The organism is Luteimonas flava (assembly GCF_036584485.1).
Taxonomy (GTDB): Bacteria; Pseudomonadota; Gammaproteobacteria; order Xanthomonadales; family Xanthomonadaceae; genus Luteimonas; species Luteimonas flava.
On the sequence record NZ_JAZHBM010000001.1, the window covers coordinates 1443139 to 1465332 of the forward strand.

The 22194-nt window shown below is 69.6% G+C and carries 15 protein-coding genes; 6 read left to right on the forward strand and 9 right to left on the reverse strand.

The window, feature by feature from the left end; all coding sequences use genetic code 11:
* Nucleotides 1-169 precede the first annotated feature (169 nt).
* The gene (locus V3391_RS06850) at nt 170-1360 is read left to right on the forward strand and encodes a glycosyltransferase family 4 protein (protein ID WP_332077642.1); all 1191 of its coding nucleotides are present in this window, start codon (nt 170-172) and stop codon (nt 1358-1360) included.
* Complete coding sequence (locus tag V3391_RS06855; protein WP_332077643.1) at nt 1341-1877, forward strand: phosphatase PAP2 family protein; 537 nt, start codon at nt 1341-1343, stop codon at nt 1875-1877. The genes V3391_RS06850 and V3391_RS06855 overlap by 20 nt, the downstream gene beginning before the upstream one ends.
* Nucleotides 1878-2437: 560 nt before the next feature.
* Here the strand turns inward: V3391_RS06855 and V3391_RS06860 are convergent.
* The 5 genes from V3391_RS06860 to creB all read right to left on the reverse strand — a co-directional run bounded on the left by V3391_RS06860 (nt 2438) and on the right by creB (nt 7597).
* Nucleotides 2438-3322 carry a carbon-nitrogen hydrolase family protein gene (locus tag V3391_RS06860; RefSeq protein WP_332077644.1) on the reverse strand — a complete coding sequence of 295 codons (885 nt, stop codon included), beginning with the start codon at nt 3320-3322 and terminating at the stop codon, nt 2438-2440.
* Nucleotides 3319-3927 (reverse strand): GNAT family N-acetyltransferase, encoded by a 609-nt coding sequence (locus V3391_RS06865; protein WP_332077645.1) that lies wholly within the window; start codon nt 3925-3927, stop codon nt 3319-3321. Before V3391_RS06865 ends, V3391_RS06860 begins: the two co-directional genes overlap by 4 nt.
* A gap of 99 nt (nt 3928-4026) precedes the next feature.
* Complete coding sequence (creD, locus tag V3391_RS06870; RefSeq protein WP_332077646.1) at nt 4027-5406, reverse strand: cell envelope integrity protein CreD; 1380 nt, start codon at nt 5404-5406, stop codon at nt 4027-4029.
* Between the two features lie 84 nt (nt 5407-5490).
* Nucleotides 5491-6918 (reverse strand): two-component system sensor histidine kinase CreC, encoded by a 1428-nt coding sequence (creC, locus tag V3391_RS06875; RefSeq protein WP_332077647.1) that lies wholly within the window; start codon nt 6916-6918, stop codon nt 5491-5493.
* A 1-nt stretch (nt 6919) separates the two neighbouring features.
* Nucleotides 6920-7597 carry a two-component system response regulator CreB gene (gene creB / locus V3391_RS06880; protein ID WP_332077648.1) on the reverse strand — a complete coding sequence of 226 codons (678 nt, stop codon included), beginning with the start codon at nt 7595-7597 and terminating at the stop codon, nt 6920-6922.
* A gap of 716 nt (nt 7598-8313) precedes the next feature.
* Between creB and V3391_RS06885 the strand changes: the two genes are divergently transcribed.
* From V3391_RS06885 to mfd, 3 genes are all read left to right on the forward strand, one after another.
* Entirely contained in the window at nt 8314-9171 is an 858-nt protein-coding gene (locus tag V3391_RS06885) for a 23S rRNA (adenine(2030)-N(6))-methyltransferase RlmJ (RefSeq protein ID WP_332077649.1), read from the forward strand.
* A gap of 121 nt (nt 9172-9292) precedes the next feature.
* Complete coding sequence (locus V3391_RS06890) at nt 9293-9868, forward strand: GNAT family N-acetyltransferase (RefSeq protein WP_332077650.1); 576 nt, start codon at nt 9293-9295, stop codon at nt 9866-9868.
* Nucleotides 9869-10023: 155 nt separating this feature from the next.
* Nucleotides 10024-13545, forward strand: coding sequence for a transcription-repair coupling factor (gene mfd / locus V3391_RS06895; RefSeq protein WP_332077651.1), 3522 nt, complete (start codon nt 10024-10026; stop codon nt 13543-13545).
* A 20-nt stretch (nt 13546-13565) separates the two neighbouring features.
* On the opposite strand, the gene V3391_RS06900 is transcribed toward mfd, so the two are convergent.
* Complete coding sequence (locus tag V3391_RS06900) at nt 13566-14909, reverse strand: AcvB/VirJ family lysyl-phosphatidylglycerol hydrolase (RefSeq protein WP_332077652.1); 1344 nt, start codon at nt 14907-14909, stop codon at nt 13566-13568.
* Entirely contained in the window at nt 14906-17485 is a 2580-nt protein-coding gene (gene mprF / locus V3391_RS06905; RefSeq protein ID WP_332077653.1) for a bifunctional lysylphosphatidylglycerol flippase/synthetase MprF, read from the reverse strand. Before mprF ends, V3391_RS06900 begins: the two co-directional genes overlap by 4 nt.
* Before the next feature lie 118 nt (nt 17486-17603).
* Between mprF and V3391_RS06910 the strand changes: the two genes are divergently transcribed.
* Nucleotides 17604-18122 carry a GNAT family N-acetyltransferase gene (locus V3391_RS06910; RefSeq protein WP_332077654.1) on the forward strand — a complete coding sequence of 173 codons (519 nt, stop codon included), beginning with the start codon at nt 17604-17606 and terminating at the stop codon, nt 18120-18122.
* A gap of 24 nt (nt 18123-18146) precedes the next feature.
* Here V3391_RS06910 and V3391_RS06915 read toward each other — a convergent pair whose 3' ends face one another.
* Both V3391_RS06915 and V3391_RS06920 read right to left on the reverse strand, forming a co-directional pair.
* Entirely contained in the window at nt 18147-18635 is a 489-nt protein-coding gene (locus V3391_RS06915) for an NUDIX hydrolase (protein WP_332077655.1), read from the reverse strand.
* Between the two features lie 208 nt (nt 18636-18843).
* Entirely contained in the window at nt 18844-22179 is a 3336-nt protein-coding gene (locus tag V3391_RS06920) for a hybrid sensor histidine kinase/response regulator (RefSeq protein ID WP_332077656.1), read from the reverse strand.
* Nucleotides 22180-22194: the final 15 nt, after the last annotated feature.

Here is a 22194-nt window from a genome sequence, read left to right on the forward strand (position 1 = left end):
CGACCTGTGGGAGCGCGCTCGCGCGCGATGCGGCGCCTCCGGCCGGGCCTGTCGCGCGCAAGCGCGCTCCCACGACTCCGGTCACGCTGTCACCGAAGCGTCAAACCCCGGTCATCGAAGCGGCATCGTCCGTCCGCAAGCTGCGCACAACCAGCGACCGGACCGAACGATGCGCTACGCGATCGTCACCGACACGTACCCGCCCGACATCAACGGCGTGGCCCTGACGCTGCAATCCTACGTCCGCGGCCTGCGCGCACGCGGACACGCGGTCGAGGTGATCCGCCCGGCTCGCGCCGGTGAACCACCGGGGGCCGATGCGCAGTCGCTGCGCATCCGTGGCCTGCGCGTACCGCGCTACCCGGGGCTGCGCCTCGCCCTGCCTGCCGGCCAACGCCTGCGCGCCCGCTGGCGCGCCGCGCGGCCCGATGCGATCTACGTCGCCACCGAAGGTCCGCTCGGATGGTCGGCGCTCAATGCCGCGCAGGCGCTGGACATTCCGGTCGTCACCGCATTGCACACCCGCTTCGACATCTACATGGGCGCGTACGGCGTGCCGTGGCTGCAGCCGGCGGCGCTGTCGTGGATGCGGCGGTTCCACGCCCGCGCCGACGCCACGCTCGTCGCCACGCAGGCACTCGCCGTCGAACTGCGCGACGCCGGCATCGGCCATCCGGTCGTGCTGTCGCGCGCGGTCGATTGCGCGCAGTTCGATCCGGCGCGGCGCGATCCGGACCTGCGCGCGCAATGGGGCGTCGATGAGAACGGCCTCGTCGCGATCCACGTCGGCCGCATCGCCGCCGAGAAGAATCTGGGTCTCGCAATGCGCGCGTTCCGCGCCCTGCAGGCCGAGCGCCCCGACGCGCGCATGGTGTTCGTCGGCGACGGCCCGGAGCGCAGCGCGTTGCAGGCCGCAAACCCCGATTTCATCTTCAGCGGCGCGCAGCGCGGTGATGAGCTCGGCCGGCACTTCGCAAGCGCCGATCTGTTCCTGTTCCCCAGCCGCAGCGAGACCTTCGGCAACGTGGTGCTCGAATCGATGGCCTGCGGTGTGCCGCAGGTCGCCTTCGACCATGGCGCGGCCACCGAACACCTGTGCGACGGCCTCCAGGGCGCGCGCATCCCAGGTGACGACGAAGACGCGTTCGTCGCCGCTGCGGTCGCGCTGGCGCAGAACACATCGACATGCCGCGCGATGGGACTCGCAGGTCGCGACGCCATGCGCCGGCTGACGCCTGCGCACGTCGCCGATGATCTCGACGCGCTGCTGTCGGGCCTGCGCGGCGGCACGCCCGACGCGCGCGCACCGCTTCCCGTTCCGACCGATGCCGAGGATGCCGATGCACGCGCCGCCGCGTAGCCGACTGCTCCACCACGACACTGGCTGGTGCCTGCGCGCCAATCGGGCCTGCACGCGGCTGTGGATCCGCCGCTACTTCTCCACCGTCAGCCGGCTCGGCGACGGCGTGTTCTGGTATCTGCTGATGGCCGCGCTGGTGATGATCGACGGCTTCGACGGCCTGATCGCCGCAACGCACATGGCCGCCACCGGCGCGGTCGCGCTGCTGCTCTACAAATCCCTCAAGCGCTGGACCAAGCGTCCCCGCCCCTTCGCCGCCGACGGCCGCATCCGCGCCTGGGTCGCCCCGCTCGACGAGTTCAGCTTTCCGTCCGGACACACGCTGCACGCGGTGTCGTTTTCGATCGTCGCGGTGGCGTGGTATCCGATGCTCGCCGGCGTGCTGGTGCCATTCGCGGCCAGTGTGGCGGTGTCGCGGGTGGTGCTCGGCCTGCACTATCCGAGTGATGTACTGGCGGCGACGGCGATTGGGAGCACATTGGGAACTGTTTCTTTGTGGTGTGCTGGGGTCATCTGATTTGGCGTCTGGTTTATCGGCTGTCGCTTCACCATGACGCAGGACGCTGCAGCAAAGCTTGCCGACCCGTAGGGCGTCGCCCATGGATGGGCGGCGTTTTCCGACCGAGGCAGGATGCCGAGTCGGAAAATCCCGGTGCGCTACGAACCGCGGGCTTCGGACGTGTCGGGAAGACGTTTTTCTTTGGTTCCGTTTCTTTTGGCGTCAACCAAAAGAAATGAACTCGGCCGCGACAGCGGGCGAAAGCCCTTGATCTACGCGTGTGCGTTTGCCTGCGGCGGGACTAGCAACGTCAAACGCTTCCACTCGCCTTGCGGCGAGCGGGTTCATTTCTTTTGCTGGCCCAAAAGAAACGGAACCAAAGAAAAGGGCCAGCCCCGACGAAGCTAACTCGGCGATTCACTCGTTCCGGCATTTTTCGACTCGCCATCCTGGCTCGGTCGAAAAACGCCGCACATCCATGTGCGGCGCCCTACGGGTGTTCAAGCCGCGGCGTCGACTGACCCAAGTTCGGAAGCAGGTCTCGCGCGCGGTTGGTGCTGGCGTGAGCGCTAGGCAGGCTAATCAAACGACGACAACACCGCTCTCGCCAACGCAGGCCGCGCCTGCCCCACCCAGTCGCGATCATTGTCGACCTGCGCGTCCAAACGCGCGGCCTCAAGCGCCTCCACATCGAGATCGGCGATCGCCCAGACATCCGCGTTGCCGGTCTCGACCAAGACCCCGTCTGCCGGAAATCCCGCATCCATCGGCGCGAACAGACCGGCGCTGCCGGTGTTGACGTCGAGGATCGGCGTCCAAGGCGCGTCGCCCGCCGTCACCGACTGCGCGACGAAGCAGCGGTTCTCGAGCGCTCTCGCGAGGCAGCCGACACGCACGCGGGTCGCGCCGGCGGCGGTATCGGTGCAGCTGGGCACCAACAGCAGGCGTGCACCGGCGTCCCACTGCGTGCGGGCCGGCAGCGGGAACTCGATGTCGTAGCAGATGGCGATGCCGGCGCGCACGTCGCCCAGATCGAAGACCTTCAGCGCGTCGCCGGGTTCGATCACACCGGTCTTCTTCTCGAAGCCGGTCAGCTGCAGCTTGTCCTGCCAGCCGTGTCCGCCGTCGGGCGAGAAGATGTCACTGCGGTTGCGGTAGCGGCCGCCGCCGATATCGACGAGGAAGGAGCCGGCGACGATATGCATGCCGGTATCGCGCGCCAGGCCGGCGAACAGGGTGAGCCAGTCGTCGCGATAGCGTTGCACTGCCGCCAGCGAGGCGATCGTGTCCACGCGCACGCGGTCGTCGAAGGTCGCGGCCAGTTCCAGCGCGAGGTATTCGGGCAGCACGGCGATCCGTGCGCCCTGCGCGGCGGCGTCGCCGAGCAGACGGCGCTGATGCGCGGCAAAGGCGTCGAAGTCCGGCGGCATGCCGATGGCGTAGCGAGCAGCGGCCACCCTCATGCGCTGGCCTCCAGCGGCCGGGTCCAGAACGTCATCGGATGCGCCACATCACCGACCTCGCGTTCGTCCCAGCGCAGCAGCATGGTCATGCCGGGCTGCCGCACGTAGCCGCGCTTGTGCCAAAACACCTCGTTGTCGTGGTGATCGGCGGGCCGACGCGGATCGTCCTCGGCGCGATCGACGGCGGCGAAGGCGGTCATGTCGAAGCCACCGAGAGCGCGCGCGTGGGCTTCGCGCAGATCGAAGAATCGATGCCCGATGCCGTGTCCACGCCATTGCGGCAGCAGCACCGACTCGCCGAAATAGAACACGCGGTCGACGGCGACGTCCTGATCGACGAACGGCGCCTGGAACTCGGCGGTGTCATCGGCCAGTGGCAGACCGGTCGACGCGCCGACGATCGTGTCGCCGTCGAAGGCCAGCGCGAACACGCTGCGCGGCGAGCGCGCATATGCGGCCAGATAGTCGCGTTCGTAGTCGGCATCGCCCGCGTAGAGATACGGCCAATCGTGGAAGACGGTCATGCGCAGCCGGGCGACTGCATCGAGCCAGGGCTGCATCGCAGCGCCCGACAGCGCGCGCACGGTGGGAACGGAAGACGTCATGCCCGGAGTCTGGCATGCATGCAGTGGGCGCTTCGTATGCAACGCGGAACGCAACGTGGCCGCAGGCATCCCTGCGGCCACGTGCGCACGACAGCGGGATCAGCGCGGCGGCAGAGGCGGCGGTGCGACCGTCGGCGTGGCGGCGACCTGGTACCAGTCGACCCGGCGCGTCACCAGCATGATCGCCGCGAGGATCGCGAACAGCAGGCCCGCACCCAGCACCAGTGCGTTGTCTTCCGACACCAGCAATCCGTACAGCGCGGCGTAGAGCAGGCCCAGCCCGGCCGCGAAGCCCAGACCGCGCACGCGGCTGCGCAGCACCGCGCTCAGGTACACGCCGATCAGGCCGATGCAGGCGCCACTCGCGGCGAGGTAGGCCCAGTCGAAGGCGATGTGTTCCGACAGGCCGAGCAGCAGCAGGAAGAAGATCGCCAGCGCCAAGCCGACCAGGCCGTACTGGATCGGGTGGATGCGCAGTCCCCGCAGCATTTCGAACATGAAGAACGCGGTGAAGGTCAGCAGCACGAACACGATGCCGTATTTGCTGGCGCGGTCGGCCCGGGTATAGGCATCCACCGGGTCGACCAGTGAAATGCCGAGCACGTCGACGCCGGCGTCGCCATGGCCGCGCAGCAGCGATGCGGTGCCGGACTCGGCCCGCGTGCCGTTGCGGTACTGCAGCTGCGCATCGCTGGCCAGCGAGGAGACCGCCCACTCGGCGTGGAAGCCGCTGCTGGAAACCTCACGGGTGCGCGGCAGGAATCGGCCGTTGAACTGCGGATGCGGCCACGGCGAATCCAACGCCACGCGGTTTTCATCGGCCAGCGGCACTACCGCCAGCGTCTCGGCGCCGGTCAGTTCGAAGTCCAGCACCGTGCGCAGCCGCAGCGGCGCGCCGGCGAGTGCGGGCCGCGTCAGCAGACCGTGCACACCGCTGCCGCCATCGCTGCCCGCGCCCTGGTGCAACACGATGCCGGCGCCGTCGACCCTCAAACGCGGCGTCCCGCGCAAACCCCGCACGTCGGCCACGGTGTAGCCGATCCAGGGCGTGCCGATCTTCCGCGGCGGCAATCCCTCGGCGTCTTCGGGAATCCGCACATCGAAATCCGCCGACAGCTGGCCGCCGAGTGCATACATGCGCACGTCGTGCAGGCCGAGCTGGCGCAGGTACGGCGACATGGTGCCGGTCATCTCCATGGTCTTCGGGAAGAACGTCCAGGCGCCGCTGCGGTCACGCCAGACGCGGCCGGTCGGCCGGCCCCGGTCATCGGTCTGCTCGACTTCCACGCGCTCGGTGTAGGGCACGACGAGCACCGGCGCGCTCAGCGTCTGGGCGCCCGCCTCGCTCGAGGCGATGCGCGCGACCGCGGCGGCGCGGTGCTGTTCGCGGTCCTGGATCACCACGCGGATCAGCACCAGCGGTATCAGGATCGCCAGGCTCAGCCCGGCGATGATCAGGATCTTCAGCATCAGTCGCATCGCGACGCTCCGTGTTGGGATGCGCGCAGGCTGCGCCGCCCACGTGTGGGCACGCGGGCGGCTGTGTGAAGCGGAGAAGAAGTCTCAGCCGGTGGCCGACAGCGGCAACTCGACGATCGCGCACGTGCCGCCGCCGTCGCGTTGCGCAAGCCGTACGGCGCCGCCATGCAGCGTCGCGACCTCGGCGGCGAACGCCAGTCCCAGTCCGCTGCTGCGGCTGCGTCCGTCTGGTCGTGGCAACGAGAAGAAGCGCTCGAACACACGCGGCAGCGCGTACGCCGGCACGCCGGGGCCGCGATCGGCGACGACGATCCGCAGCTGCGCGCCGTCGCGGCGTGCGGTAACGTCGACCACGCCGTCGGCCGGCGAGAAGTCGCAGGCGTTGTCGACGAGGTTCGACAGCAGTTGCCGCAGCAGGAAGGCGTCGCCGCGGGTGTGCAGGCCCAACGCGTCTCCGGTGTCCACCCGCAGCTGCACGCCGCGATCGGCGAAGGGCGCGACGGCGGCGTCGATCAGCGTGCGCACGTCGATGTCGGCCGGCTGCTCGATCCGCTGGCGATGCTCGACCGCGGCCAGCGCCAGCAGCTTGTCGATCATCTGCGCCATGCGCTCGCTCTGTTCGCGCACGCTGGTGGCGAAGCGCGCGCGGTCGGCATCGGGCAAGGGCGATTCGAGCAGCTCGGACGCGCCGCGCACGGCCGCCAGCGGCGCTTTGAGTTCGTGGGTCAGCGCATGCACGTAGCGCTCGACGTACTGCTTGCCCTCCAGGCGCTCGCGCATCGTTTCCAGCGCGCGGCCGAGATCGGCGAATTCGCCGGCCGAATCGGGCAGCGTGGCGCGCTCGCCGGCGGTCACCTTGTCGGCATACCGACGCAGACCGCCAAGCTGGCGTGACAGCCACCACGCCGCGAGCATGCCGACCGCCAGCGCTGTGCCAAGCAGCAGAAACCCCCAGCGCAGGATCGTGCGTTCGCTGCGGGCGATGAAGGGGGCGATCGCGCTGTTGGGCTTGGCGACCGTGAGCACGCCGACGACGCGGTTGCCGTCGCGGATCGGCGCGGCGACGTGCATCACCGACGTGCTGTCGTCGGCCGGGTCGGTCCGCGTGGAGCGCGCGCCGTACTGGCCACGCAGCGTCAGCAGCACGTCGTTCCAGCGCGAATAGTCGCGGCCCAGGTCGCGACCGGCGGAGTCGAACACCACGATGCCGTCAGCGTTCGTGACGTAGACGCGGTACTCCGCCTGCGTCTTGCGGAAGCCCCAGATGTTGCCGCCGATGTCGCGTTCGCGCAGCGCGCGGACGCGGGTGGCGAACCGACCGTCGTCGATGCGCCCGGCGAGAAAGTCATCGGTCGCCAGTTCTGCGAGCACATTGGCCGTGTCGGCCAGCGTGTCTTCCATCGCCTGGCGCACACCCGGCTTGATCTCCTGGGTGAAGACGCGCATCAGCAGGAACGCCGCCAGCGCGACGATCAGAAAGTAGCCCAGCAGGATGCGCAGCCCGATGCGCACCTCAGTCGAGATCCAGCGAATAGCCGATGCCGCGATGCGTGCGCAGCGGATCGGACCCGGGCGCGACCGCGCGCAATTTGCCGCGCACGGTCTTCACGTGGGTGTCGACGGTGCGGTCCCCGCTGTCGAGCGCATCGCCCCAGACCCGCTCCATCAACTGCATGCGCGACAGCACCGCGCCCGGCCGGGCCAGCAGCGCGGCCAGCAGGCCGTACTCGTAGCGCGTGAGGTCGAGCGCATGGCCGTGATAGCGGATGCGACGGCCTTCCGCGTCGTGCTCGAACGCACCACTGCGCGCCGCCTCGCCGCTCACCGTGTCGGGCGCGCGACGCAGGACCACCCGCACGCGCGCCACCAGCTCGCGCAGCGAAAAGGGTTTGGCGATGTAGTCGTCGGCGCCGAGATCGAAACCGAGGACGCGCTCCGATTCCGCCGCCTGCGCGGTCAGGAAGATCACCGGCAGCGGCGCGCGCCGGCGCAGTTCACCGCACAGCGCGAAGCCGCTGATGTCCGGCAGGCCGACATCGAGGATCGCCAGATCGAATGCGGTGTCGACGACGGCCGCCCGCGCCTGCTGCCCGTCGAGACAGTGGCGCACCGTGTGGCCGTCGGCCTGCAGCGCATAGACCACGGTCTCGGCGATCGCGATTTCGTCCTCGACCAGCAGAAGGCTAGCCATCAAGAAACCACCCTAGTGGAATTGCCACGTTGACTGCGCGTCAACACGCAAGCGAGAGTGCGGCCTCTGTGCCCAGCAGATGAAGACAGACAGAGACCGCAACAAAGTGAGACGTCGCCCTCACAACGTCATGCGCGGAACCGGCGTGCTGCGGAGCTCCCTGGAATTGCGATAGGTGCATTCGCAAGCTCCGCTGGTGTTCCAGCGCGTCAGAACATCCTGCGCATCTGCCTCGAACGTCTTCGTGCATTCCCCAAAGAGAGAGTCGCCTTCTTTTCAAGAGACGATTCGGGTTCCATCCCGATTTTCGAACGTCGCAGCAGGCGCTCCCCATTTCGCAACCACCTCAGGCAAGTTCGCGCCTATCCAAGATTGCATGGAATCGTTGAGCGTGCTGGGGCGCCATTTGGAAAGAAGACTACCTAGACGAATTCCATCGCAACTGCCGAGTGCTCGGTCGCTTTCGGCGACTGCCGCACCCGTAAACGCCACACCCAGAAGACCTGCCAGCGTCGAAATTGCCAGCCACTTCGCTTTCCTTCCGTTCTCCATCGCTGTCCCTCCCCTCGTGGATTCCCAGAAGACGGATGATCCTCACCTTGCTCGCAGCTTTGCAACTGGGAAGCTGGTTGTGAATAGAGCAGATGCGACTGCGAGTGAGAACCGGAACCTTCCCGCGGTTCGCATATCGGAGCACCGCGTCCGATACTGTTGCGATGAATTACCAGCACGCCTTCCATGCCGGCAACCACGCCGACGTCCTCAAGCATCTCGTGGTGCTCGCGATCTGCGATGCGCTGACGGCGAAGCCCGCGCCCTGCTTCGCGCTCGACACCCACGCGGGCGGTGGCGTCTATCGCCTGCGCGAGGAGCGTGCCCGGCGCACCGGCGAGGCCGACGACGGCATCAGCCTGTTGCTGGCGACCGCGCCGAAGCAGCCGCTGATCGCGCGTTATCTGGCAGCAGTCAATGCCTGCCGCGCCGAGCACGGCGCCGATGCTTATCCCGGTTCGCCTTGGCTGCTGGCGCATGCCTTGCGCGAGCAGGACCGCATCGCCTGCTTCGAGACCGAACCGGCGGCCGCGGGTGCGCTGCGCCGGGCCCTGGGCGCCGACCCGCGCGTCGCGATCCATTCGGGCGACGGCTACGCCGCGTTCAAATCGCTGCTGCCGCCGAAGATCGGCGACCAGCGGTTCAATCGCGGCCTGGTGCTGGTCGATCCGCCCTACGAGGCGCAGGCGGCGGAGTTCGAGATCGCCCTCAAGGCGATGCGCGAGGGTCTGACGCGCTGGCCGCAGGGCATCCAGATGCTGTGGTATCCGATCAAGCAACGCCGCACGCTAACGCCCTTCCTGCGCTCGGCCGCCAAGCTGCAGACAAAATCATCGCTGCTGGTCGAACTGCTGGTCCGCGCCGACGACTCGCCATTGCGCATGAACGGCAGCGGCCTGCTGATCCTCGATCCGCCGTGGCAGCTGGCGACCGCGCTCGCCCCCGCGCTCGACGCCCTGAAGGGCGCGATCGGCGAGGCCGGTGCCGACACCCGCCTGCACTGGCTACGCGAGCCGGCCTGAACGCTGCACGTCGACCTGTCGGATGAATGGGGAAACTTCGCGCAACCGGCGCGACCCCTTCACGGTTCGTGAATAGACGGTCCGGGTAAGGTCAGGCAAATCCGTTCACACACGACTTTCGATGACCGCACGCAACCGACTTCCCCCGTGGCACGAGGAGATCCGCCTCGCCAATGGTCGCCAGGTGCTGATCCGCCCCATCCGCCCTGCTGATGCAGAGCCGCTCCGTGCGTCGTTCGCGCTGCTCGAGCCCGATGAGGTCCGGCAGCGCTTCCTGTATGCGAAGGCGGAACTGTCGCCCGAAACCGCGAACCGCCTGACCCAGCCGAATCCGAAGTCGGAGTTCGTGCTGGTCGCCGCCGAGCCCTATACGCCCGGCGACGCGCTGGTGGGTGCGGTGGCCCGCGTGGCCGTGCTGCCCGGCACGCGCCAGGCCGAGTTCCACATCCTGGTCAGTCACTACGTGGCCGGCATGGGACTGGGCCGGCACATGCTCCGGCGCCTCGTGCGCTGGGCCAAGGGCAAGCGTCTGGAGCGCATCTTCGGCGACGTGCTGGAGGAGAACGAGCCGATGCTCGCCCTGGCCAAGTCGCTCAGCTTCCAACAGCAGGCCGTCGAGGCGCCGGGCATGGTCCGCGTGTCGCTCGAACTCAAGCGCCAGGTCGTCGACACCACACCGAACGTGCGCCTGGGCTGACCGCTTGCACCCCACCGCGCCGGTCTCCGGCGCGGTTTCGTCTCCACCGTCGCAGGTCCTGCGACGCGCTCGTCTAGACTTCACCCCCTGATTCGCGCCGGCCACGTGGCTTTCGGCGCTGCCGTTGTTTTGTGTTTCCGCCATCCGGATCTCCCATGCCGCACGCCGTCATCGCTTCGCCTCCCCTGCCCACCGCCGGTCATGCACGTGCCTGGTGGCGTGCGCCCGCCAGCCGCAGCGCGCTGGCGTGGGCAGTGCTGCAGGCGGCGCGGACGCATGACGGTCCGCTGCTGCTGGTCGCCCGCGACAACCACGGGGCGCAGCAGCTCGAGCACGACCTGCGCACGCTCGGCGGCGAGGATCACGAGCTGCCGGTGGTGCCGTTCCCGGACTGGGAAACCCTGCCCTACGACCGGTTCAGCCCGCATCCGGACATCGTCTCGCAGCGCCTCGCCGCCCTGCACCGCCTGCCCGCGCTGAAGCGCGGAATCGTCGTGGTGCCTGTGCAGACGCTGATGCAACGGCTCGCGCCGGTGCGGCACGTGTCCGGCGCCAGCTTCGATCTGGAGGTGGGCCAGACGCTCGATCTCGACGCCGAGAAGCGCCGGCTCGAGAGCGCCGGCTATGCGCACGTGCCGCAGGTCCATGATCCGGGCGATTTCGCCGTGCGCGGCGGCCTGCTCGACGTCTATCCGATGGGCGCCGACCAGCCGTATCGCATCGAGCTGTTCGACGACGCGATCGAAACCATCCGCGCCTTCGATCCCGAATCCCAGCGTTCGCTCGACAAGATCGCCGCGTTGCGCATGCTGCCCGGTCGCGAAGTGCCGCTGGACGAGGCCGCGACGGCGCGCGCGATGGACACGCTGCGCGAGCGCTTCGACATCGACACCCGCCGCAGCGGTCTGTACCAGGACCTCAAGGCCGGCGCCGCGCCGGCCGGCATCGAGTACTACCTGCCGCTGTTCTTCGAAGCGCCGCGCCGCGCACTGGCCGACAAGGGCGAAGCGCCGCTGTCGACGGCGACGCTGTTCGATTACCTGCCGGCGAACACGCTGCCGGTCATCGACAGCGGCGCCTCGCCGGCCAGCGACCATTTCTGGACCCAGCAGGTCCTGCACCGTTACGACCAGCTGCGGCACGACATCGAACGCCCGCTGCTGCCGCCGCCCGAGCTGTGGCTCACCCCGGACGCGCTGCGCGAGCGGCTCAACCAGGGCGCGCGCGTCGAAGTCTGCGATGCCGAACATCCGCGCCACGCGCAGGCGTCCGCGCTCGGCGACCAGCCCGCGCCCGACCTGCCGCTGGCCGCACGCGACCACACGCCGGCCGATGCGCTGGTGACCTTCCTCCGCAGCTATCCGGGCCGGGTGCTGATCGCCGCCGATTCGGCCGGTCGCCGCGAAGCACTGCTGGAAATCCTGCACGCGGGCAAGCTGCGACCTTCGGTGCTGCAGGACTTCCCGGGTTTCATCGCGGAGACGGACACCAGGTTCGCCGTCGCGATCGCGCCGCTCGACAACGGCTTCGCCCTCGATGCACCGCAACTGACGGTGCTCACCGAGCGCCAGCTGTTTCCCGAACGTGCCGCGCAGCCGCGTCGCCGCAAGCGGGCCGCGCGCGATCCGGACAGCATCATCCGCGATCTCGGCGAACTCAGCGAAGGCTCGCCGATCGTCCACGAGGATCACGGCGTCGGTCGCTATCGCGGGCTCGTCGTGCTCGAAGCCGGCGGTCAGCCGGGCGAATACCTCGACATCGAATACGCCAAGGGCGATCGCCTCTACGTGCCGGTGTCGCAGCTGCATCTGGTCAATCGCTACTCGGGCGCCTCGCCGGAAACCGCGCCGCTGCACTCGCTCGGCGGCGAAGCCTGGACCAAGGCGCGCAAGAAGGCCGCCGACAAGGTGCGCGACGTCGCTGCCGAACTGCTGGAAATCTGGGCCAAGCGCCAGGCGCGCGCCGGCCTGGCGCTGGAAGTCGACCGCACGATGTACGAGCCGTTCGCGGCCGCGTTCCCGTTCGAGGAAACGCCGGACCAGCACGCGGCGATCGAAGCGATGATCCGCGACCTCGGCTCCAGCCAGCCGATGGACCGCGTGGTCTGCGGCGACGTGGGGTTCGGCAAGACCGAAGTCGCCGTGCGCGCGGCGTTCGTCGCCGCCGCGGCCGGCAAGCAGGTCGCGGTGCTGGTGCCGACCACGCTCCTCGCCGAGCAGCACTACCGCACGATGGCCGACCGTTTCGCCGACTGGCCGATCCGTGTCGAGGTGCTGTCGCGCTTCAAGAGCACCAAAGAGATCAAGACCGAGATCGGCAAGATCACCGACGGCACGCTGGACGTCATCGTCGGCACGCACCGGCTGCTGCAGCCGGACGTGAAGTTCAAGGACCTGGGCCTGGTCATCGTCGACGAGGAACAGCGTTTCGGTGTGCGCCAGAAGGAAGCGCTGAAAGCACTGCGCGCCAACGTGCATCTGCTCACACTTACCGCCACGCCGATCCCGCGCACGCTCAACATGGCGATGGCCGGACTGCGCGATCTGTCGATCATCGCGACGCCGCCGGCGCATCGCCTCGCGGTGCAGACCTTCGTCGTGCCCTGGGACGACGCGCAGCTGCGCGAAGCCTTCCAGCGCGAACTCAGCCGCGGCGGCCAGGTGTATTTCCTGCACAACGACGTCGAGAGCATCGGCCGCATGCAGCGCGAGCTCGAAGAACTCGTGCCCGAGGCGCGCATCGGCATCGCCCACGGCCAGATGCCCGAGCGCGAGCTCGAAAAGGTGATGCTGGATTTCAACAAGCAGCGCTTCAACGTGCTGCTGTGCTCGACGATCATCGAGTCGGGCATCGACATCCCCAACGCCAACACCATCATCATCAACCGCGCCGACAAGTTCGGCCTTGCCCAGCTGCACCAGCTGCGTGGCCGCGTCGGTCGTTCGCATCACCGCGCGTACGCGTATCTGGTGATCCCCGACCAGCGTTCGATCAGCAGCGATGCGAAGAAGCGGCTGGAAGCGATCGCGTCGATGGACGAACTCGGCGCCGGCTTCACCCTGTCGACCCACGATCTGGAGATCCGCGGCGCCGGCGAGTTGCTGGGCGAGGGCCAGAGCGGGCAGATGGCCGAGGTCGGTTTCAGCCTCTATACCGAGCTGCTGGAGCGCGCGGTGCGCAGCATCAAGCAGGGCAAGCTGCCGGACGTCGACGACGTGGACGCGCGCGGCGCCGACATCGAGCTGCACGTGCCCGCGCTGATTCCCGACGATTACCTGCCCGACGTGCACACGCGCCTGATGCTCTACAAGCGCATCAGCAGTGCGCGCGACATCGACAAGCTGCGCGAGCTGCAGGTCGAGATGATCGACCGGTTCGGCCTGCTGCCCGACCCTGCCAAGCATCTGTTCCAGATTGCCGACCTCAAGCTGCAGGCCACCGCGCGCGGCCTGCGCAAGCTGGATCTCGGCGACACGGGCGGCCGCGTGCAGTTCGTCGAGAAGCCCAAGGTCGATCCGATGGCGGTGATCCGCCTGATCCAGGGACAGCCCAAGCACTACAAGATGGATGGGCCCGACAAACTGCGGATCACCCTGGACCTGCCGGACGCCGAGACCCGCATCCAGGCCGCGCGTGGACTTCTGATCGCGCTGGCGCCGTCGCAGGCGGCCAAGTGATGCACCGCCAGCGCTGATGCTCAGCGCGGTGCTTCGGCAGTGCTGGACAGGATCAGCTCGGCGAGCCGCGCGTAGTCGCCGCCGAAGTGGTGACCACCGGGCAGCGTGCGCACGGTGACGTGGCCCGGCGGCAACGTTGCGCAGGTCGCGTCCGTATCGCCCTCGCCTTCGATGCACAGCGTGTGCCCGGCCGACAGACGCAGCACTTCCGGCGCGATCTCCAGCGCATCGTCGTCGCCGGCCGACAGCCAGTTGCCGACGTGGAACTCGAACGACGCGCGCTTGCCCAGTCCCATCAGCACGGTGTGCGCAACGGTCGCGCGCGTGGACGCCGGCAGACGGTTGACCGCGAACGGCAGCACGTCCGCGCCCTGCGAATAGCCGATCAGCAGCACCTGCGGGCGCTGCCATCGCGCGGCGTATGCACGAACGACACGATCCAGATCGCGGGCGAGCCCGTTGGGGGTCCGCGCGGACCAGAAATAGCGCAGCGAATCGAATCCCACGACCGGAATGCCGCGCGCGGCGAGCGCGGCAGCGACTTCGGCGTCGAGGCCTGCCCATCCCCCGTCGCCGCTGAGCAGTACGGCGAACACCGGTTGCGCGGTGCCGGTTGCGGGCACCTCGACCAGCGGTAGATCACGCACGTCGGCTGGCGGGGGCGGCGGCTGCCTGCGCGCCGATGCGGTGGCGAACTCGCGCACCGCCGCTGCCAGTGGCGGCAGCGCATCGCCATGCGCACGCACCGCGGCGCCCTCGATGGTGCCGGCGAAGGCCTGCAATTCCGTCGACTGGCGCGCATCGCCCAGCGCCAGCCACGGCGTCGCCAACGTCGACACCGCCTGCAGCGCTACTGTCTTCGACACCGGCGTCGACGCCTTGAACAACGTGCCCGCCCCCTTGCACGGCGGCTTGCCGAGCGCGAGCTGGGGCAGCGCGCCACGCGTGATCGCGCCGGCGAACACACCGCGATCGGCCTGCGCGGCCATCGCGTAGACGATCGCAGCACCGTCGCCCTGCCCGACCAGCACCGGCGGCCGGTAGTCGGGCAGCCGGGCGTAGCCCTGCAGCCAGTGCGAGAGATTCTCGAGATCGCCGTCGGGAAACGCGCAAGGCCCCCCATCTCTGGCGAATGCGGCCTGCAGGCGCGCCACGTCGATCGCCGCGACCAGCGCACCCTCGCGTGCGAGCGCGGTCGCCGTGGCGGCATCGTCGTCGCTGCCGAGCAGCAGCACGGTGTGCGTGGCCGGCTGCGCCGGACGCGTCAGCGCGACGTCGTGAAAGAAACCGTGGCTCACGCGTTCCTGCGCGGCCGCGGGACACGTGCACAGCAGTGCGAGCACACAGATCCACAGCAGTCTCATTTCGACAGCACTCCACGATAGCCACCGGCGATCAGCGCCGCGGCGTCGGCCAGCACCAGCAACGGCGCCACGCCACCGGGCGTGGCGAGGTAGCGCGCATCCCATTGCGGATCGAACTTGTCCTTGAACGCGCGCAAGCCGCGGAAGTTGTAGAACTGCTCGCCGCGCGCGAACAGCAGCCGGCCCATGCGATGCCAGTTCGGTGCGAGTGCGTGCGCGGCCATGCCCGACAAGGGCGCCATGCCGAGGCCGAACCGCACGTAGCCCGCGTCGGCGAGATGCTGCAGCAGGCGCGCGAACAGGAAATCCATCGTGCCGGGCGGCGCATCGGGCAGATGCCGCATCAGATCGATGCTGGCCTCGGCTTCGCCATTTGAAGGATCGCCGGCGACCAGCAGGCTCGCGAACGCGACGATCCGTGCGCCATCGCGCACCACCGCGACCGGATTGCGCGCGATGTAATCGGGATCGAACGCGCCGATCGAAAAGCGTTTCTCGGCCGCGCGATGCTCGCCGAGCCAGGCATCGGACACCATGCGCAAAGCCGGCACCGCGACCGGCACGTCGGCGGCGTCGATGATCGCGAAGGTCAGTCCTTCGCGCTCGGCGCGGTTCACCGCGGTGCGCAGATTGCCTCGGCGTTTGCCCTGCAGCGAGAAGCCGGCCAGCGGCACACTCGCGTACTCGCCGAGCTTGAACAGTCGCAGACCGGCATCGAGATACAGCGGCAGCGCGTCCTGCCCGACCTGGTAGAAGCAGCCGCGCGCGCCGGCATCGCGTGCCAGTTCCAGAAAGCGCCAGACCAGTTCCGGCCAGGATCCGCGCGGGCCGACCGGATCGAACAGCGCGATCCACGAGCGGCCCTGCCGGCCGTACATCAGGAACGCATCGCCGGACTCCGAGAACAGCAGATGCTTGTCGCCGGTCAGCACCAGGCCCGCGTCGGCCTGGGACTGCATGCGCAGGATCGCCTGCGCCTGCGCGAGCTGCGCGGCATCCGGCAGCGGCGGCGCCGGCATGCCCGGCCGCACCAGCTGGCGCAGCGCCAGCACCAGCGCGACCACCGCGACCGCGACCATGGCGCGCAGCGAACGCGGCGCCTCGCCCGACACGGCGAACTGCCACCACAGCTGGTGACCGTAGGCGACGTCGCGATAGGCGAAGAACAGCAGCCCCGTCACCGCGATGCAGATCACCGCCATCGCCAGCAGCCAGCCGCCGGTGAACGGCACCGCCAGCAGCGATGCCCGCCGCTTGAACGAGCGCCGCGACGCGAGCAGCGCGACCAGCAGTGCCGACAGCACGACCGCTTCGGTCAACGCCAGCCCCTTGGGCAGCGCGAACAGCAACGCGAGCGCCACCAGCACCACGGCCGCCCACCACGCCGCATCGAGCCGGCGCAGCAGGGCGCGGGCGACGAACAGCAGCAGCACGCCGATGATCGAACTGAGGAAGTGCGCAGCCTCGACCAGCGGCAGCGGCAGCACCTGCAGGGTCTGCAACGCGCGGCCGGTCGCCGGCGTCGCGCCGGAGACCAGCAGCATCACCGCCGCGACCAGCGTGGCCGCAGCGAGGACGCGCGGCGCCAGGCCCGACAGGAAACGCCGCGCCGGCGTCGCCAGCTGTCCGGTCTCGTGGACGATCAGCACGCCCAGCGCGATCAGCAGCGGCAACACGTAGTAGACGAGCCGGTACAGCACCAGCGCGCCGGCCAGTTCGCCCGCCGGCACGCGGCTGCCGAGCGCGACCAGCATCACCGCCTCGAACACGCCCAGCCCGCCGGGCACGTGGCTGATGACGCCGATGACGACGGCCGCGGCATAGAACCCGAGGAAGGTCGCGAAGCCGACCGCGCCGTCGGGCAACAGCAGCCACAGCACCGCGGCCGCAGCGGTGATGTCGAGCACCGACAGCGCCAGCTGCGTCCACGCGAGTCGCGGCGACGGCAAGCGCACGCGACCGATGCGATCACGCACGTGACACAGCCCCAGCACCAGCAGTACGGATCCCATCGCTGCAGCGCCGCAGACCGCGACTACCCAGGCCGGCAGACGCAACAGCGGCGCGAGCGCGGCAGCGTCCCACCACAGACCGGCGCCGCCGACCGCGCAGGCGCCGAGCCCGAACACCAGCGCGTTGAAGACGATCGCGCGCGAGACGTCGGCAGGCTCCACGCCGGCCGCACCGTAGAGCCGCATCCGCACCGCGCCGCCGGTGAACACGCCCAGTCCGATGGTGTTGCTCAGCGCGTAGGCGACGAACGCGGTCTTGGCGATCGTGCGCGGCGGCACGCGGGCGCCGACGTAACGCAGCGAGCTGGCGTCGTACCCGACCAGCGCAGCGAAGCTGACGGCGGTCGCGAGCACCGCGAGGGCGATCCGCGTCCCGGGCGTGGCCTCGATCGCGGCGACGATGTCGTCGTAGCGCAGTTCGTGCCAGAAGCCGCGCAAGGCGAATACCAGCAGGGTGCCGATCGCCAGCACGCCGACGACGATCGCGATGCGGCGCAGGGCGTCGGCATGCGCGAGCACGCGGGCCGTCAGTGCCTGCAGCGAACGCCGGGACGACAACGCCATGCGACCCCCTCGCCAGCGCCCTCGCACGATTGCGGGGCGCGATGGCGGCGGAGCATACACCGGCGGCGCCTGGACGATGTCGCTGTCAGCCCGCTCCGCGGCCCACTAGACTGCTGCGATGCACACGCGCGCCAGCGACCTGACGATCCGCGACTGCGGTGCGGCCGATACCGCGGCCCGCGATGCCCTGATCACCCGCGCGTTTCTCGATGCGCCGCATGCCGATGGGACCGAGGCCGCGATTGCCGCGGCGCTGGATGCGCGTGGCATGGCGTCCGTCTCGCTGCTGGCCTCGCGGGCCGGGATGGTCGTCGGTTGCGTGCTGACGTCGCCGGTGGCCCTGTCCGACGGCACGAGCGGCTGGCACGGGCTCGGGCCGATCGCAGTCGAGCCGTCCCTGCAGCGCCAGGGCATCGGCGTCGCGTTGATGGACGCCGCACTGGCGCGTCTGCGCGCCGATGGCGCCGCCGGCTGCGTGGTGCTCGGTGATCCCGCCTACTACGGTCGCTTCGGCTTCGTCGCCAATCCGCGGCTCGCGCTGCCGGGCGTGCCGCCCGCGTACTTCCAGTGCCTGTCGTTCAGCCGCGCGGTGCCCGAGGCGATCGTGCGGTACGACGAGGCCTTCGGCCCGACCTGACGGCCGCGCGCGAGCGGATATCCCTCAGAGCCGCGAGAACGACCACGACTGCATGCGCCCGTCGCGGTACGGCATCACGCCGTGGAACGCGCGCGGGTCGGTATCGAACACCAGCGGCAGGAACTGGCGGTCGCCTTCCCACAGCGGCAACTCGAGGATGCGGTCGACGTCGACCCATTCCAGCGTGCCTTCCGGGTTCGAGGTCATCGGCGTGCCCGCGAACGCCTCGATGACGAACAGAAAGCCCAGCCAGTCCTCGCCATGCTTGCCGAAGCCGGGCCAGCTGATCGTCCCGCGCAGCGTCATCGCCTCGCAGGTGATGCCAGCCTCTTCCATGATCTCGCGACGCATGCCGGCGACGACGTCCTCGTCCGGCTCGACCTTGCCGCCGAGACCGTTGTACTTGCCCAGGTGATGGTCGCCGGGCCGCGCGTTGCGATGGATCATCAACACCTGGCGGCGGTCGGGCGAGAGCACGTAGCCGAGGGTGGCGACGATCGGGGTGTAGGGCATGGGAACGGCGTCGAAGCGTGCGGAAGCCGACGATTGTAACGAGGCGGCGATCGGATCCCGGTGGCCGTCATGGATCCTCAAGCTCGTCGTCCCAGCGCACGCCGGGACCCATCTTGCGTTTCCGTTCCCGGAAGACACAGCGAAAATGGATCCCGGCGTGCGCCGGGATGACGGCATCCATGTGCGATACGACTGGGCGGGAGATGCGTCAGCCGCGCATCGCGCGCATGCGATCGAGCACCGACTTCAACGCCAGCGGCCGTACCGGCTTGGGCAGCAGCGACAGGCCCGTGGCGAGCGCGTCGCTGCGGACCGCGCCGGTATCGTCGGCGCTGACGATCAGTGTCGGGCGCTCGCCGAAGCGCGCGGCGAGTCGCGTGTGCAGCGCAATGCCGGTGTCGCCGTCATCGAGGTGATAGTCGAACACCCACAGGTCGGCCGGCATCCGCGTGAGCGCGTGCGCGGCCGCATCGCCATCGGCGACCGCGTCCACGCTGCAGCCCCAGCCGCGCAGCAACGCGGCCAGTGCATCCAGCGCCGCGGGATCGTTGTCGACGACCAGCACGCGCGCGCCTGCGAGCCCCGCGCGGGTGGGTGGCGGCGCGGCACGATCGGCCTGTGCACCGGCCACCGCGATCGAGAACACCGTCCCATGCCCCGCGCGGCTGCGCAGCGCGATCGGCGCGTGCAGCAGATGCGCGATGCGGTCCGCGATCGCCAGGCCCAGGCCGAGCCCCTGCCCGGCGGCGCCCTCGCCGCGGCGGAATTCCTCGAAGATCACCGCCTGCTGCGCGTCCGCAATGCCGGGCCCGGTGTCGTGCACTTCGATGCGCACCTGTCCGCCGACGCGCCGCGCGCCGATCAGCACGCCGCCGCGCTGCGTGTAGCGCACCGCGTTGCCGAGAAAGTTCTGCAGCACGCGCCGCAGCAGCTGCGGGTCGCTGTCGACCCAGACGCGGCTGCGCACGTAGCGGAAGGTCAGCCCGCGCTCGGCCGCGAGCGCGGCGAATTCGGAGGCCAGCGGCTCCAGCACCTCGGTCAGCGGAAACGCACGCGGCTGCGGCACCAGGCCGCCGGCTTCCAGCCGCGACATGTCGAACAGGCCGGTCAGCAGATCGCTGGTCGAATCCAGCGCGCCGCGAATCTGCCGCAGGCGCGGCTCCACATCGCCCGGCAACTGCTGCGACAGCGCATCGGTGAACAGCTGCGCAGCATGCAGCGGCTGCATCAGATCGTGACCGACGGCGGTCAGGAAGCGGGTCTTGGCGAGGTTCGCGCGCTCGGCTTCGCGACGCGCCTGGTCGAGACTGTCGGTGCGCTCGGCGACGCGCTGCTCCAGCGTCTCGTTCGACAACCGCAGAGCGCGTTCCGTATGGCGGAATGCGGTGACATCGGTGAAGGTCGCGACGAAGCCGCCGCCGGGCATCGTATTGCCGCGGATCTCGATGACCTGTCCGCCCGCCAGCCGGCGCTCGGCGACATAGGGCGTGCCGGCGCGCATGTGCCGCAGGCGCTTGTCGACCTCGGCCTCGACATCCACCGCGCCGATCAGGCCACTGCCGACGTTGTGCCGCACCAGCGCCGCGACCTCGACGCCCACGCGCAGCAGCGATGCCGGATAGCCGAACAGTTCGGCGTAGCGCGCGTTCCAAGCGACCAGCCGCAGCTTGTCGTCGACGACGCTGATGCCCTGGGTCATGTTCTCCAGCGCCGCTTCGAGCACGCGCTGGTTGAAGCGCAGGTCCTGCGAGGCCTCGCCGACGATCGCCGCGACGGTATCGAAGTCCGGGCCCGCATCGCGCCGCGCGGCGTCGAGCAACAGGCGCGCGGATGCAGCGCCGAGCACGGCCGAGAGTTCGCGCTCCATCCGCGCCTGCACGCGACGTGGCACCGGGCCCTGCGCGGGCGCGTCCTGCAGCAGTTCGTCGACGCGCGCGCCCGACAGGAAGCGCCGGCCGGCGCTCGCGAGTGTCTGCCGGCTCGCTCCGGGACGCCGCCGCCGCGCAGCGGCGTCGTCGGGCGAACGGCGCAGCGACAGCAGCAGGGTCAGCGTCACCCCGACGAACAGGCTCGCACCGACGGCACGACCGAGCCGGCTCCAGCCGGTCAGCCCGAACAGGCCATCGGGCGACAGCCATGCGAGCGCGGCCGGCCAGGCCTGCAGCCAAGTCGGCGCATCGCCGGCGAGCATCGGCACCAGCATCACCCAGGCCCAGGCAGCGAATGCCGCGAGCACACCGACCAGGGCAGCGAACGGCGGCGTCTGCGGGCGCAGCACCGCGAAGCCGAGTGCGGGCACCAGCGTGGCCAGCGCCGAGAACGAGACCGCGCCGACATCGGCCAGCGCGTCGTTGCCGCTGACCATGCGGCTGTATATCCAGCCCAGCAGCATGATCGCGACGATCACCCCACGCCGCAGCATCAGCAGCGCACTGCGATGATCGTCGCCATCGCCACGCGACCACGCACCGCGCAGCAGGCCCGGCGCGAACCAGTGGTTGCCGATCATCAGGCTCAGGGTCAGCGTGCTGACGATGACCATGCCGGTCGCCGCGCTCAGGCCGCCGAGGAACACCACCAGCGCGAGTCCCTCCTGCCCCATCGCCAGCGGCAGCGCGAGCGCGTACATGTCCGACGACACCGAATCGCCGAGCAGTGCACTGCCCGCGCGCGCGAGCGGCAGCATCGGCAGTGCGATCAGCAGCAGGTACAGCGGGAAACGCCAGCGCGCCGCGCGCACGTGCGATTCGTCGCGGCACTCCACGACGCCGACATGGAACTGGTGCGGCATGATGAACATCGCCGCCGCGCCCAATAGCACCAGCGGCACGAAACCGCTGGCGCCACCGACCACCGGCGGCACGACCGCAGACGACGCGAGTGCAGGCAGTCCCCGCAGGCCGAACCAGACGAACAGGCCCAGCGCGAGCATCGCCGCGAGCTTGAACACCGATTCGAACGCCATCGCCAGAACGAGGCCGCGGTTGTGCCCCGCGGCGCTCGCGCGGCGGGTGCCGAACAGCATCGTGAACAGCGCCATCGCCAGCGCGACGTACAGCGCGCTGTCCTGCCACGGCGCCACCGCGCCGGCCTGTGCCTGCGGATGGCCGAGCAGCGTCGCGTAGCTCATCGCCACTGCTTTCAGCTGCAGCGCGATGTAGGGCACCAGACCCAGCGCGACGACCAGCGTGACCGTCGCCGCGAGCCAGGCATCGCGCCCGAGCCGCGAGGCGATCAGATCCGCCAGGGATGTCGCATTGCTGTCGCGCGCCAGTCGTACCAGCCGCAGCAGCACCGGCCACGCCAGCAGATGGAACAGGATCGCGCCGAGGAAGGTCGGGGGCAGCGGCCAGCTGTAACGCGCGGCCTGTGTGACCGTGCCGTAGAAGGTCCACGAGGTGCAATGCACCGCGAGCGACAGCACGTAGATGTGCCGCCAGCGCGCACCGAGCGCATCGGGATGCCGCTCGCCGTAGACCGCGGCGGCGAACATCGCGGCCAGCCACAGGCCGACCGCGGCGACGACGACGCCGACACTCAACATGCCGTGTTACTGATG

Coding starts and splice junctions, on each gene's coding strand:
- mprF (WP_332077653.1), bottom strand. CDS start 17,485: ATGGCGTTGTCGTCCCGGCGTTCGCTGCAGGCACTGACGGCCCGCGTG.
- mfd (WP_332077651.1), top strand. CDS start 10,024: ATGCCGCACGCCGTCATCGCTTCGCCTCCCCTGCCCACCGCCGGTCAT.
- V3391_RS06900 (WP_332077652.1), bottom strand. CDS start 14,909: ATGAGACTGCTGTGGATCTGTGTGCTCGCACTGCTGTGCACGTGTCCC.
- V3391_RS06885 (WP_332077649.1), top strand. CDS start 8,314: ATGAATTACCAGCACGCCTTCCATGCCGGCAACCACGCCGACGTCCTC.
- V3391_RS06855 (WP_332077643.1), top strand. CDS start 1,341: ATGCACGCGCCGCCGCGTAGCCGACTGCTCCACCACGACACTGGCTGG.
- creD (WP_332077646.1), bottom strand. CDS start 5,406: ATGCGACTGATGCTGAAGATCCTGATCATCGCCGGGCTGAGCCTGGCG.
- V3391_RS06915 (WP_332077655.1), bottom strand. CDS start 18,635: ATGCCCTACACCCCGATCGTCGCCACCCTCGGCTACGTGCTCTCGCCC.
- V3391_RS06890 (WP_332077650.1), top strand. CDS start 9,293: ATGACCGCACGCAACCGACTTCCCCCGTGGCACGAGGAGATCCGCCTC.
- creB (WP_332077648.1), bottom strand. CDS start 7,597: ATGGCTAGCCTTCTGCTGGTCGAGGACGAAATCGCGATCGCCGAGACC.
- V3391_RS06850 (WP_332077642.1), top strand. CDS start 170: ATGCGCTACGCGATCGTCACCGACACGTACCCGCCCGACATCAACGGC.
- V3391_RS06920 (WP_332077656.1), bottom strand. CDS start 22,179: ATGTTGAGTGTCGGCGTCGTCGTCGCCGCGGTCGGCCTGTGGCTGGCC.
- V3391_RS06910 (WP_332077654.1), top strand. CDS start 17,604: ATGCACACGCGCGCCAGCGACCTGACGATCCGCGACTGCGGTGCGGCC.
- V3391_RS06865 (WP_332077645.1), bottom strand. CDS start 3,927: ATGACGTCTTCCGTTCCCACCGTGCGCGCGCTGTCGGGCGCTGCGATG.
- V3391_RS06860 (WP_332077644.1), bottom strand. CDS start 3,322: ATGAGGGTGGCCGCTGCTCGCTACGCCATCGGCATGCCGCCGGACTTC.